The organism is Pseudomonas sp. GW821-FHT03C07, assembly GCF_059420925.1.
Map to the genome: position 1 here is coordinate 36,067 of NZ_JBWKUQ010000006.1, position 13,702 is coordinate 49,768.

Here is a 13,702-nt window from a genome sequence, read left to right on the forward strand (position 1 = left end):
GAGTTTGATTTTTTTCGCAAGCGGGCCAGTCAATAGCCACGCCGTGGGGGATTGAATCAGATGTGATTAGAAAATGCCCCCCAAAACGACCGGAGGTCCGGGCTAGAGCATCAGCTTGACGATGGACTCGGACGGGTCGCGGGATTTTCCGGCGGCTTTGAGTTCGGCAAGATAATCGGCCCACAAGTCATCCTGGCGACGAGCGAGCTCGTAGAGGTAGTCCCAGGTGAACAGTCCGCTGTCATGACCGTCGTCGAAGGTCAATTTCAGTGCATATTGGCCGGCGGGTTCGAGCTTGCTCAAACCGACGTTGAGCTTGCCGAACTGGAGGATGGGTTTACCGTGGCCCTGGACCTCGGCGGAAGGCGAGTGCACCCGCAGGAATTCGGCGGGCAGGTGGTACTCCTCGTCCTGGCCGTATTTGAGGGTCAGGGTTTTCGAGGCTTTGTGCAGGTTGATGGCGGTGGGGAGTCTGGTGGTCATGGGGCTGCCCGGCAATCGATCAGTGTAGGAGCGAGCTTGCTCGCGATGGTCGCCAACGATAACGCGGGGTATCTGATACCCCGCGGTGCCCGTGCCACCATCGCGAGCAAGCTCGCTCCTACAGGAGGGGTCTGCTTACAGGATATACCGCGACAAGTCTTCGTTCTTCGCCAATTCGCCCAAGTGGCTGTTGACGTAGTCGGCGTCGATGCGGATCGGCTCCTCGTTGTGGGCGCTGGCCAGGTCGCCGGCGCTGAACGAGACTTCCTCGAGCAGGCGCTCCAGCAGCGTGTGCAGGCGACGGGCACCGATGTTCTCGGTCTTCTCGTTGACCTGCCAGGCGATTTCCGCCAGGCGCTTGATGCCGTCCGGCAGGAACTCGATGGTCAGGCCTTCGGTTTTCAGCAGCTCGCGGTACTGCTCGGTCAGCGAGGCGTGCGGTTCGCTGAGGATGCGCTCGAAGTCTTCCGGGGTCAGCGCCTTGAGTTCGACACGGATCGGCAGACGGCCTTGCAGCTCGGGCACCAGGTCGCTCGGCTTGCTCAGGTGGAACGCGCCGGAAGCGATGAACAGGATATGGTCGGTCTTGACCATGCCCAGCTTGGTGTTCACCGTGCAGCCTTCGATCAGCGGCAGCAGGTCGCGCTGTACGCCTTCACGGGAGACATCGGCACCGCCGACGTTGCCGCGCCTGGCGACCTTGTCGATTTCGTCGATGAAGACGATACCGTGCTGCTCCACCGCCTCCAGGGCCTTGGCCTTCAACTCTTCGTCGTTGACCAGGCGCCCGGCTTCCTCGTCACGGACCAGCTTGAGCGCGTCCTTGACCTTGAGCTTGCGGCTCTTGCGCTTGCCCTTGCCCATGTTGGCGAACAGGTTCTGCAGCTGGTTGGTCATCTCTTCCATGCCCGGCGGCGTGGCGATCTCGACGCCGAACGACTCGGCCACTTCGACTTCGATCTCTTTGTCATCCAGCTGGCCTTCACGCAGGCGCTTGCGGAACAGCTGGCGGGTGTTGGAGTCCTGGGCTGGAGCTGCGTCTTCGTTGAAGCCCATGCGTGCCGGTGGCAGCAGGGCGTCGAGGATGCGTTCCTCGGCGGCGTCTTCGGCGCGATGGCGGACCTTGGCCAGCTCCTGCTCGCGCAACAGCTTGATCGCGGCGTCCGCCAGGTCACGGATGATCGATTCAACGTCGCGGCCGACATAGCCGACTTCGGTGAACTTGGTTGCTTCGACCTTGATGAACGGTGCGTTGGCCAGCTTGGCCAGGCGCCGGGCAATTTCGGTCTTGCCGACGCCGGTCGGGCCGATCATCAGGATGTTCTTGGGCGTCACTTCAACGCGCAGTTCTTCGGGGAGCTGCATCCGCCGCCAGCGGTTACGCAGCGCAATGGCGACGGCGCGTTTGGCATCGTCCTGGCCAATGATATGGCGATTGAGTTCGTGGACGATTTCGCGGGGGGTCATGGACATAATATGTGGGTCCTCAAGCGGGAACGGGCAGCCGGGCAGGCTGATTATTCCGCGAGGTCCTGCTCCTCGATGGTGACGTTATGATTGGTGAAGACGCAGATGTCAGCGGCGATACCCAGGGCGGCTTCGACGATTTCCCGGGCCGACAGGTCGGTTTTCTTCAGTAGTGCGCTGGCCGCGGCCTGGGCGTAGCCACCACCGGAGCCCATGGCGATCAGGCCGTTTTCCGGTTCGACGACGTCGCCGTTGCCGGTAATGATCAGTGAAGCATCTTTGTTGGCGACCGCCAGCATGGCTTCCAGGCGACTCAGGGAGCGGTCGGTACGCCACTCCTTGGCCAACTCGACAGCGGCGCGGACCAAATGACCTTGATGTTTTTCAAGCTGGCCTTCGAAACGCTCGAACAGGGTGAAAGCGTCGGCGGTGGCGCCAGCGAAACCGGCGAGGACTTCACCGTGGTAGAGGCGACGGACTTTTTTCGCGTTGCCCTTCATGACGGTGTTGCCGAGGGAAACCTGGCCGTCGCCGCCCATGACGACTTTGCCGTGGCGACGAACTGAAACGATGGTGGTCAAGGGAGAATCTCCACGCAGCGGGGCGAAAATGCCTGATGGAAACTCATATGGGGGTGGTGGTGGGTTTTTCAACCGTGGGCGGGATGAGGGGATGAGTGGTGTAGGCGGGCGAGGTTTGTTTTGTCTGAACGATTGCTATCGCCGGCAAGCCGGCTCCTACAGATTTGCGTCGTATACAGATATTGTGCACGACACCAACCTGTAGGAGCCGGCTTGCCGGCGATAGGGGCCGTGAGGCCGCTGAAAGCTCCACGGACAACCATCGCCCCGCCTGTCAGCGGCTCTGGCGTTGTTGCAGCAGCAGGTTGTTGAAGCCGCTGCCGGCTAGTTGTTTCTGCGCCTTGGTCAGTTGTTCGCGGTTGCTGAACGGTCCGACCAGGACCCGATACCAGGTCTCGTCCTTCACGGTCCCGGATTCCACGGAAACCGATTGCCCCAACAGGATGACCTGCGCGCGGACCTTGTCCGCGTCGGTTTCCTTGCGGAACGAGCCGGCCTGCAGGAAGAACTGCGTGACTGCCGCCGGCTTGGCCACGGCCACGGGCGGCGGCGGTGGCGGGGTCATACCGGACAGCGCGGCCTGGGCCCGCGCGGTATCGATCTTCGCCGCTTCGGCCGGGGTCACCGGGGTGGTCGGGGTCGGCACGGTCTGTGGTGTCGGCAGGGTTTTCTCCGGCACGGCTTCCGGTGGCACGATGACCTCGGATTCCGGCAGCAGGGTGTAGAAGTCGTACTTGGGCTTCACCGGCTGGGTCGGGCTCGGCGGAGTCTTGTTGGCTTCGGCGATCTTGCTGGCCTTCAACTGTTCCTGCTTGACCCGCTTGATGTCATCGCCCTTGCCCGGCTCCAGCTTCATCAGGAACACGATGAACGCGCCCACGCCGAGGCCGATTGCCAGCCACAACCAGCCGGGGATCGGTTTTTTCGCAGGAGCTTGGTAACGGCTGGCGCCACGTTTGGGTGCGGGGGTTTTCTTGGCAGCCAACTTACATACGCTCCAGGGTTTCCAGACCCAGCAGTTCCAGGCCTTGCTTGAGGGTGCGGCCGGTCAGCGCGGCGAGGCGCAGGCGGCTCTGTTTCTGTGCGGCGGTTTCGGCGGACAGGATCGGGCAATTCTCGTAGAAGCTGGAGAACAGGCCGGCGACATCGTACAGGTAGGTGCACAGCACATGTGGCGTGCCTTTCTCGGCGACGCTGCCGAGCACTTCGCCGAACTGCGCCAGTTTGGCGGCCAGTTCCTGTTCGTGGGGGGCTTCAAGGACGATCTGTCCTTCCACCTGGGTGAAGTCCTTGCCCAGTTTGCGGAACACACCGGCCACGCGGGTGTAGGCGTATAGCAGGTAGGGCGCGGTGTTGCCTTCGAAGTTGAGCATCAGCTCGAAGTTGAAGCTGTAGTCGCTGCTGCGGTGCTTGGACAGGTCGGCGTACTTGACCGCGCCGATGCCCACCACCCGGGCGATAGTGCGCAGTTCGTCTTCGGCCAGCGCCGGGTTCTTTTCCTTCACCAACAGATAGGCGCGGTCCATGGCCTCGGTCAGCAGGTCGATCAGCTTCACGGTGCCGCCGTCGCGGGTCTTGAACGGGCGGCCGTCGGCACCGTTCATGGTGCCGAAGCCCATGTGCTCCATTTCCATCGGGTGACCGACGAAACCGGCCTTGCGCGCCACCGCGAACACCTGCTGGAAATGCAGGGCCTGGCGCTGGTCGACGAAGTACAGGGCGCGATCGGCTTTCAGCACGTTGCTGCGGTAGCGCACGGCGGCCAGGTCGGTGGTGGCATAGAGATAACCGCCATCGGCCTTGACGATGATCACCGGCAGCGGCTCGCCGTCGGCATTCTTGAACTCGTCGAGGAACACGCACTGGGCGCCGTTGCTTTCGACCAGCATGCCCTTGGCCCTGAGGTCGTTGACCACGTTGATCAGGTCGTCGTTGTAGGCGCTTTCGCCCATCACGTCGGCCATGGTCAGTTTGACGTTCAGCAGCTCGTAGGTGCTTTGGCAGTGGGACAGGGAGATGTCGGTAAAGCTTCTCCAGGCCTTGATGCACGCCTCGTCGCCGGCTTGCAGGTCAACTACCAGCTTGCGGGCACGATCGGCAAACGCCGGGTCTTCGTCAAAGCGTTTCTTGGCCGCCCGGTAGAAGTCCTCGAGGTCCGACAGTGCGCTTTTGAGCATGTCCGGATTATCTTCGAGCATGGCCATCAGCATGCCGAACTGGGTACCCCAGTCGCCGACGTGGTTCTGCCGGATCACGTTGTCGCCGAGGAACTCGAGGACGCGCGCCACGCCGTCGCCGATGATGGTCGAGCGCAGGTGGCCGACGTGCATTTCCTTGGCCAGGTTGGGCGCCGACAGGTCGACCACCACGCGCTGCGCCGGGCCGGCCTTGCGCACGCCGACATGGGCGTCGGCCAGGGCGGCGTCGAGGCGCGCGGCCAGGGCCTGGGTGTTCTGGAAGAAGTTGATGAAGCCGGGGCCGGCGATCTCGGCCTTGCTCACGCTGTCGGCGGCGGGCAGGGCGGCGATGATTTTTTCCGCCAGGTCACGCGGCTTGAGGCCAGCTGGTTTGGCCAACATCATCGCGATATTGCTGGCGAAGTCGCCGTGGGTCTTGTCCCGGGTGTTTTCCACCTGGATCGCCGGCGTCAGCCCTTCAGGCAACACACCTTCGGCGACGAGTTGGGTGATGGCTTGTTGGATCAGCTGGCGAATGGTGTCTTTCATGGTCTTCTCTTTCGACCGCAAGCGCGGCGGCGCTTCGATGCGCAGGTGGAAAAACTGGGCATTATCCGTTGCCGGGGCGAGCTTGCCAACCGGTTATGGACTTGTGGTGCCTGGGTTGACCTCTTCGCGGGCAAGCTCCGCTCCCACAGGTTCTCGGTTGTACGCAAGGTTGCGGTATGGCTCGGACATTATGGGACTGATGCCACAAGTCCTGAGTCGTTTACAGTATTTGCATACAACTCGGACCTGTGGGAGCGGAGCTTGCCCGCGAAGAGGCCGCCAGGGTCAATACAAATCCACCGGATCGACATCCAACGACCAGCGTACCTGCCGCCCGCTGGGCATCTGCTCCAGGACCAGCAGCCAACTGCTCAACAATCGGTGCAGCGCGGCCCGGCCATTGGCCTGCAACAACAACTGCGCCCGATAACGCCCGGCCCGCCGTTCCATGGGCGCTGGCACCGGCCCCAGCAGCTCGATGCCGCCCAGGTTCATCTCGGCGAGCAAACGCTCCGCCTCGCTGCAGGCCTCATCGAGAAACCCCTCGGCCTGTCCCGGCTTGTGGGCTTCGGCCCGCAGCAGCGCCAGGTGCGCGAAGGGTGGTAATCCAGCAGCCCGGCGCTCGCTCAGGGCCTGCTCGGCAAAGGCGAAATAGCCCTGCTCGGTCAGTTGAATCAACAGCGGATGGTCCGCCAGGTGCGTCTGGATAATCACCTTGCCCGGCTCCTCTGCCCGCCCGGCCCGGCCCGCCACCTGGACGATCAACTGGGCCATGCGCTCGCTGGCGCGGAAGTCTCCGGAAAACAGGCCGCCGTCAGCATCGAGGATAGAGACCAGGGTCACCCGGGGGAAGTGATGGCCTTTGGCAAGCATCTGCGTACCCACCAGGATGCACGGCAGGCCTTTCTGGATGGTGGCGAACAGCTGGTTCATCGCGTCCTTGCGCGAGGTGCTGTCGCGGTCGACTCGCAGCACCGGGTAGTCGGGGAACAGGATGCCCAGGCGCTCCTCGGCGCGCTCGGTCCCGGCGCCCACCGGGCGCAGGTCGACCTTGCCGCACTGCGGGCAATTGCGCGGTACGCGTTCGACATAGCCGCAGTGATGGCAGCGCAGTTCGCCAGAACGCTGGTGCACGGTCATCCGTGCATCGCAGCGCGAGCATTCGGACATCCAGCCGCAGTCGTGGCACAACAGCGTCGGCGCGAAGCCGCGACGGTTGAGGAACACCAGCACTTGCTGACCGGCGGCGAGGGTCTGGCCGATGGCTTGCTGCATGGGACCGGAAATGCCGCTGTCCAGTGGCCGACTTTTCACATCCAGGCGCAGGAAGCGCGGTTGCTTGGCGCCGCCGGCGCGTTCGTTCAGGCGCAACAGGGCGTAGCGACCGGTGTAGGCGTTGTGCAGGCTTTCCAGGGACGGCGTGGCCGACCCCAACACGATCGGGATGTTTTCCTGGCGGGCCCGCACCAGCGCCAGGTCGCGGGCGTGATAACGCAGGCCTTCCTGCTGTTTATAGGAGCCGTCGTGCTCTTCGTCGATGATGATCAGCCCGGGGTTTTTCATCGGGGTGAACAGCGCCGAACGGGTGCCGATAATGATGTCGGCCTCGCCGTCGCGGGCGGCGAGCCAGGCGTCCAGGCGCTCGCGGTCATTCACCGCCGAGTGCAGCAGGGCGATGCGGGCGTTGAAGCGTTGTTCGAAACGCGCCAGGGTCTGCGGTCCCAGGTTGATTTCCGGGATCAGCACCAGCGCCTGCTTGCCAGCTTCCAGGGTCTCGCGGATCAGTTGCAGATAGACCTCGGTCTTGCCGCTGCCGGTGACCCCGGCCAGCAGGAATGCGTGAAAACTGTCGAGCCCGGCACGGATCGCTTCGCAGGCGGCGCGTTGTTCGCTGTTGAGCGGCAGTTCCGGTTGCGCCAGCCAGTGTTCGTGGCGCTCGCTGGGGGCGTGACGGCGAACTTCCACCTGCACCAGGTCCTTGGCCAGCAGCAGGTCGAGGCTGTCCTTGCTCAGCATCAGTTTGCTCAGCAGTTGATGGGCCACGCCGTGAGGGTGCTGGGCCAGGGTCGCCAGGGCGTCGCGTTGGCGCGGGGCCCTGACGATGCGTGGGTCGTCGAGGCGGGCGCCGGGGACAATCGACCAGAACCGTTCCTGGCGCGCCTCGGCCGGCTCGCCCTGGCGCAGCAGCACCGGCAGCGCCCAGCTCAGGGTGTCGCCGAGGCTGTGCTGATAATACTGGGCGGTCCACAGGCACAGCTTGAACAGCGCCGGCGGCAGCGGCACCGTGGCGTCGAGCAGGGCCGTGGCGCGCCTGAGCTTGTCCGCCGGGACTTCGCTGTGCTCGGCGATCTCCACCAGGATGCCGATCATCTCCCGGCGGCCGAACGGTACTCGCAGGCGCATGCCGGGCTGCAACGCGCCGCGCGGCACGCCTTCCGGTGCCCGATAATCGAACAGGCGACGCAGTGGCGACGGCAGGGCAAGGCGCAGGATGGCGTCGGGCACGCGGTTCTCTCAGGGCGGGTTTCATGGAGGGCGCGAGCCTAGCAGACGGCTCGGGAAGTGTCTTCCCGACGGAGGGCATGCTGGCCACTTGCGTCAGAGAAAAGCTCTGGTATGATCGCCGGCTAAATTACGTGCGGTGTTCAACAATCGTGTTGAGCGGCGGCACGCCAGCCTGAGGAAGTCCCCATGAAAGCCGATATCCATCCAGTATACGTAGACATCGACGTTACCTGCAGCTGCGGTAACAAGTTCGTGACCCGTTCGACCCATGGCAAAGCACTGCCAATCGACGTGTGCAACGAATGCCACCCGTTCTACACCGGTAAGCAGAAGACCCTGGACACCGGCGGCCGCGTACAGAAGTTCGCCGACCGTTTCGGCATGTTCGGCGCTGTCAAAAAGGCCTGAGGCTGATCGCTCTGGGGAAAACCGCTGGTTTTTCCCGGTCGATAAAAAAGGCGTCCCGCGTGGACGCCTTTTTTGTGGGCGTCGTTTTTATCCGCGGCTGCCGCATAAAAACTGTAGACATTTTTTTGCTTGATTGTACACAGTCGCACCTTGTATTTCCTGGCTTTTGGGCCAAAGTCGTAGGGGCAGGCGCTTGACAGCAGTGACTGGTCAGTCTTGTGAGGACTTGGCGACACGAGTATCCTCGGCGGTCCGTCTGTCCCACAGTAAAAAGCGGAATGCCCACATGTCAGATTTGAAAACTGCCGCTCTCGAATATCATGCCAAGCCCCGTCCGGGGAAGCTGAGCGTCGAGCTCACCAAAGCCACCGCCACTGCCCGTGACCTGTCGCTGGCCTATAGCCCAGGCGTAGCCGAACCAGTACGCGAAATCGCCCGCGATCCTGAGCTGGCCTACAAGTACACCGGCAAGGGCAACCTGGTTGCAGTCATTTCCGATGGCACCGCGATTCTCGGTCTGGGTAACCTCGGCCCATTGGCCTCCAAGCCTGTCATGGAAGGCAAGGGCGTGCTGTTCAAGCGCTTCGCCGGTATCGACGTGTTCGACATCGAAGTCGACTCGGAAAGCCCGCAGGCCTTTATCGACACCGTCAAGCGTATCTCCATCACCTTCGGTGGCATCAACCTGGAAGACATCAAGGCACCTGAGTGCTTTGAGATCGAACGTGCTCTGATCGAGCAGTGCGATATTCCGGTGTTCCACGATGACCAGCACGGCACCGCGATCGTCACCGCGGCCGGCATGATCAATGCCCTGGAAATCGCCGGCAAGACCCTGCCGGAAGCCAAGATCGTCTGCCTGGGTGCCGGCGCTGCCGCGATCTCCTGCATGAAGTTGCTGGTAAGCATGGGCGCGAAGATCGAAAACATCTTCATGGTTGACCGTACTGGCGTGATCCACGCTGGCCGTGACGACCTGAACCAGTACAAGGCGGTGTTCGCCCACGCGACCGAGAAACGCACCCTGGCTGACGCGCTGCAAGGCGCTGACGTGTTCGTCGGCCTGTCCGGTCCGAACCTGCTGGACGCTGCGGGCCTGCTGGCCATGGCGCCCAACCCGATCGTGTTCGCCTGTTCGAACCCGGATCCGGAAATTGCCCCGGAGCTGGCTCACGCCACCCGTAACGACGTGATCATGGCCACCGGTCGTTCGGACTACCCGAACCAGGTCAACAACGTTCTGGGTTTCCCGTTCATCTTCCGTGGTGCCCTGGACGTTCGCGCCAAGCGCATCAACGAAGAGATGAAAGTGGCTGCCGCCAACGCCCTGCGCGAACTGGCCAAGCTGCCGGTGCCACAGGAAGTGTGCGACGCCTACGGCGGTATCAAGCTGGAGTTCGGTCGTGAGTACATCATTCCGAAACCAATGGATGCCCGTCTGATCACCCTGATCTCCGATGCCGTGGCCAAGGCCGCGATCGAGACCGGCGTGGCGACCCTGCCGTATCCGAAGCACTACCCGCTGAAAAGCGTGGATGACGTGTTCAACGGCTAAGCCGTTGTAGCGTCAAACAAAAAGCCCCGGCTCGGATGAGTCGGGGCTTTTTTGTGGGTGCCATTTGGGCGGTGCAGGTCATTCAGGCTGGGCGCGATCTCCTGTAGGAGCCGGCTTGCTGGCGATGGCGTCCGTTTGGGCGGTGCAGGTTATTCAGGCTGGGCGCGATCTCCTGTAGGAGCTGGCTTGCCGGCGATAGCGTCCGCATGAACGGCGCAGAGCAAGGGCCTCATCGCTGGCAAGCCAGCTCCTACAGGGGGCGGTGGTGCCCGATCAGAACAGGTCGATCGGCGCCGCCTCATCCGCTGGCAGCGGGCTGCCCGGGACGCTGCCGCCATTGCCGATTTCGTTGACCGATGGCGGCGTGTCTTCGCTCTTGAACAGTTCGAAGTAGGCGTTCGGCGTGCCCGGGGTTGCCGCGCGACCGCTGACTGGGTCCACCCGCAGGCTGAGGATGCCTTCCGGCTCCGCCTGGGTGTGAAGCGGCTTGCCCTTGAGGGCGGCACCCATGTAGTCCATCCAGATCGGCAGCGCCACGGTGCCGCCGAATTCGCGACGACCGAGGCTTTCAGGTTGGTCGAAACCGGTCCAGACGGTGGTGATGTAGTCGGCGTTGTAGCCGGTGAACCAGGCGTCCTTGGATTCGTTGGTGGTGCCGGTCTTGCCTGCCAGGTCGCCACGGCCCAGAGCCAGGGCGCGACGCCCGGTGCCGAGCTTGATCACGTCCTCGAGCATGCTGTTGAGGATAAAGGTGGTGCGCCCATCGATGATCCGTTCGGCCACCGCCGGTGCCTGGGCGGCCGGTGTCGGGGCTTCACTGGTGCTGTTGACGGTGAAGGACGGCTGGCTTGGCGCCGCAATGCCGCTGCTGGCCGCCGCGCCCGTCGGTACGCTCGGTGGGTTGGCGACGAACAGGGTGTCGCCATTGCGGCTTTCGATCTTGTCGATCAGGTATGGGGTGATCTTGTAGCCGCCGTTGGCGAAGGTGCTCCAGCCCGTGGCAATTTCCATTGGCGTGAGGGTCGCGGTGCCCAGGGCCAGGGACAGGTTGCGCGGCAGGTCCTGTTTGTTGAAACCGAACTTGGTGATGTAGTCGATGGTCTTGTCGACGCCCAGGCTTTGCAGCAGGCGAATCGAGACCAGGTTGCGCGACTTGTACAGTGCCTCGCGCATGCGGATCGGGCCAAGGAAGGTATTGGTGTCGTTTTTCGGTCGCCAGACCTTGTCCAGGTATTCGTCGACGAACACGATCGGCGCATCGTTCACCAGACTGGCCGGGGTGTAACCGTTATCCAGGGCGGCGCTGTAGATGAACGGCTTGAAGCTCGAACCCGGCTGGCGCTTGGCCTGGGTGGCACGGTTGTAGTTGCTCTGTTCGAAAGCGAAGCCGCCGACCAGGGAGCGAATCGCACCATTTTGCGGGTCAAGCGAGACCAGCGCGCTCTGGGCGGCCGGTACCTGGCTGAATTTCAGGCTGTTGTCGGCCTGGCGCTGGACGCGGATCAGATCGCCGACCTGGGCCACGTCGGCCGGTTGCTTGGGCACGGCGCCGAGGCTGTTGGTATTGAGGTACGGGCGAGCCCATTTCATGCTGTCCCAGTTGACGATTTCCGGACCGTTGCGGGTCAGTACGTGCAAGCTGGTCTTGTCCACCTGGGTGACGATGGCCGGATCGAGGCCGCTGATGGTGCGCTGCTTGCCCAGTTCGGCGATCCAGGCGTCGCGGGTCTTGCCCGGCAGGCGTGATTCCGGCCCGCGGTAGCCGTGGCGCTGGTCGTAGGCGATCAAGCCTTCCTCGACCGAGTGGTTGGCCAGTTCCTGCAGGTTGCTCGGTACGGTGGTGGTGACGCGGAAACCTTCGGTGTAGGCTTCGCTGCCATAACGACCGACCATTTCCGCGCGGGCCATTTCGGCGATGTACGGCGCGTTTACTTCTGGCGTCGGCACGTGATAGCTGGCGTTGATCGGCTCGACGATGGCGGCCTGGTAGGCGGCCTCATCGATTTTACCCAATTTGTACATGCGGCCGAGGATCCAGTCGCGGCGCTCTTTGGCGCGCACCGGGTTGGCCAGCGGGTTGAAACGCGACGGGGCCTTCGGCAAGCCGGCGATCATGGCCATCTGGGCCAGGGTGATGTCGCGGATCGACTTGCCGTAATAAACCTGAGAGGCCGCTTCGATACCGTAGGCGCGGTTGCCCAGGTAGATCTTGTTCACGTACAGCTCGAGGATCTCGTCCTTGGTCAGCTGGCGCTCGATTTGCAGGGCAAGAAGAATTTCGTTGGTCTTGCGCGAGAAGCTACGCTCGCTGGACAGGAAGAAGTTCTTCGCCACCTGCATGGTGATGGTGCTGCCGCCGGACTGGATATGCCCGCTCTTGACCAGCTGGGTCGCGGCGCGCATCAGGCTGCTGGGGTCGACGCCATAGTGGTTGGCGAAGTTGTCATCCTCGGCGCTGAGCAGGGCGTTGATGAAGTTTGGTGGGATATCGGCGAAATGCAGCGGCGAACGGCGCATCTCGCCGAATTCGGCGATCAGCTTGCCATCGCTGGTATAGACCCTGAGCGGAATCTGCAATTGTATGCTGCGCAAAGTCTCGACGGACGGCAGGCCCGGACTAAGATAAAGAAAAGCGCCGCTCAGGACGAGCAACAGCCCGCAGAACACGGCGACGAAAGACCACCCGAAAAACTTCAGCAGACGAATCAAGGCTTGTGGATTTCCAGATAAAAGAATGAGTTAGGCGTCAGGCTAAATTCACAGCAAGCGCTGGTTCGGCGATTCGGAAAAAAACGCTGGGCATTATAAGCATTTTTGGGCGTGAGCGTCATTTGCGCTTATGTCAAGACTGCTATTAAATGCCACTGATCATAAAGGGTCCGTAAGTCGCGGATAGTAAAAGGGAATCGGTAGTGCTTGGACTCTTTGGCAAAAAAGCGCATTCGCTCCTGGGGATCGACATCAGTTCCACCTCGGTAAAACTCCTCGAATTGAGCCGCTCAGGCAATCGATATCGAGTCGAGTCCTACGCCGTGGAACCGTTGCCGGCCAATGCCGTGGTGGAAAAAAACATCGCCGAGCTCGAAGGCGTCGGGCAGGCCCTTGCGCGGGTGCTGCTCAAGGCCAAGACCAATGTGCGCGGCGTGGCCGTCGCGGTGGCCGGCTCCGCGGTGATCACCAAGACCATCGAGATGGACGCCGGGCTTTCCGATGACGAAATGGAAAACCAGCTGAAAATCGAGGCCGACCAGTACATTCCCTATCCCCTGGAAGAAGTGGCCATCGACTTCGAGGTCCAGGGCTATTCGGCGCGCAATCCCGAGCGTGTCGAGGTATTGCTTGCCGCCTGTCGGAAAGAAAACGTCGAGGTCCGCGAGGCGGCCCTGGCCCTGGCCGGGCTCGAAGCCCAGGTGGTCGATGTCGAGGCCTACGCCCTGGAACGTTCCTTCGGCCTGCTCGCCGCGCAACTGGCCAGCGACCACGAGAAGCTGACGGTGGCGGTGGTGGATATCGGCGCGACCATGACCACCCTTAGCGTCCTGCATAACGGCCGGATCATCTACACCCGCGAACAGTTGTTCGGCGGCCGCCAGCTCACCGAAGAAATCCAGCGCCGCTACGGCCTGTCCAACGAAGAGGCGGGGCTGGCGAAGAAACAGGGCGGCCTGCCCGACGACTACGTCGCCGAGGTGCTGCAACCGTTCAAGGATGCCGTGGTCCAGCAGGTGTCTCGCTCCCTGCAGTTCTTCTTTGCCTCCGGGCAGTACAACGATGTCGACTACATCCTGCTCGCCGGTGGCACGGCGTCCATTGCCGGGCTCGATCACTTGATCCAGCAGCGGCTCGGCACGCCCACCCTGGTGGCCAACCCCTTCGCCGACATGGCCTTGAGCAGCAAGGTCAACGCCGGGGCCCTGGCCAGTGATGCGCCGGCCCTGATGATCGCCTGCGGTCTGGCCTTGAGGAGTTTCGACTGA

General features: G+C 62.7%; 10 protein-coding genes. 3 read left to right on the forward strand and 7 right to left on the reverse strand.

Annotated features, from left to right (window positions below; genetic code table 11):
• Window positions 1-102: 102 nt before the first annotated feature.
• The 6 genes from AC07VG_RS13830 to AC07VG_RS13855 all read right to left on the reverse strand — a co-directional run bounded on the left by AC07VG_RS13830 (window position 103) and on the right by AC07VG_RS13855 (window position 7,762).
• Window positions 103-483, reverse strand: a complete 381-nt coding sequence (locus AC07VG_RS13830; protein WP_495003268.1) for a gamma-butyrobetaine hydroxylase family protein — start codon at window positions 481-483, stop codon at window positions 103-105.
• A gap of 135 nt (window positions 484-618) precedes the next feature.
• Window positions 619-1,956, reverse strand: a complete 1,338-nt coding sequence (gene hslU / locus AC07VG_RS13835) for an ATP-dependent protease ATPase subunit HslU (protein WP_495003269.1) — start codon at window positions 1,954-1,956, stop codon at window positions 619-621.
• Window positions 1,957-2,000: 44 nt separating this feature from the next.
• Window positions 2,001-2,531 (reverse strand): ATP-dependent protease subunit HslV, encoded by a 531-nt coding sequence (hslV, locus tag AC07VG_RS13840; protein WP_495003270.1) that lies wholly within the window; start codon window positions 2,529-2,531, stop codon window positions 2,001-2,003.
• A 274-nt stretch (window positions 2,532-2,805) separates the two neighbouring features.
• Entirely contained in the window at window positions 2,806-3,516 is a 711-nt protein-coding gene (locus AC07VG_RS13845; protein WP_495003271.1) for an SPOR domain-containing protein, read from the reverse strand.
• Window position 3,517: 1 nt separating this feature from the next.
• A complete protein-coding gene (gene argS, locus AC07VG_RS13850) occupies window positions 3,518-5,257 on the reverse strand; it encodes an arginine--tRNA ligase (protein WP_495021355.1) in 1,740 nt (579 codons plus the stop codon).
• 285 nt (window positions 5,258-5,542) lie between these two features.
• On the reverse strand, window positions 5,543-7,762 hold the full coding sequence (locus tag AC07VG_RS13855) for a primosomal protein N' (RefSeq protein WP_495021356.1): 2,220 nt from the start codon (window positions 7,760-7,762) through the stop codon (window positions 5,543-5,545).
• A gap of 186 nt (window positions 7,763-7,948) precedes the next feature.
• Here AC07VG_RS13855 and rpmE point away from each other — a divergent pair, with 186 nt between their 5' ends.
• The gene (rpmE, locus tag AC07VG_RS13860) at window positions 7,949-8,170 is read left to right on the forward strand and encodes a 50S ribosomal protein L31 (RefSeq protein ID WP_495003274.1); all 222 of its coding nucleotides are present in this window, start codon (window positions 7,949-7,951) and stop codon (window positions 8,168-8,170) included.
• Between the two features lie 286 nt (window positions 8,171-8,456).
• Complete coding sequence (locus tag AC07VG_RS13865) at window positions 8,457-9,725, forward strand: malic enzyme-like NAD(P)-binding protein (RefSeq protein WP_495003275.1); 1,269 nt, start codon at window positions 8,457-8,459, stop codon at window positions 9,723-9,725.
• 273 nt (window positions 9,726-9,998) lie between these two features.
• Here the strand turns inward: AC07VG_RS13865 and AC07VG_RS13870 are convergent, their stop codons facing one another.
• Window positions 9,999-12,431, reverse strand: coding sequence for a penicillin-binding protein 1A (locus AC07VG_RS13870; protein ID WP_495003332.1), 2,433 nt, complete (start codon window positions 12,429-12,431; stop codon window positions 9,999-10,001).
• 206 nt (window positions 12,432-12,637) lie between these two features.
• On the opposite strand from AC07VG_RS13870, the gene AC07VG_RS13875 reads away from it, so the two are divergent.
• The gene (locus tag AC07VG_RS13875) at window positions 12,638-13,702 is read left to right on the forward strand and encodes a pilus assembly protein PilM (protein ID WP_248795934.1); all 1,065 of its coding nucleotides are present in this window, start codon (window positions 12,638-12,640) and stop codon (window positions 13,700-13,702) included.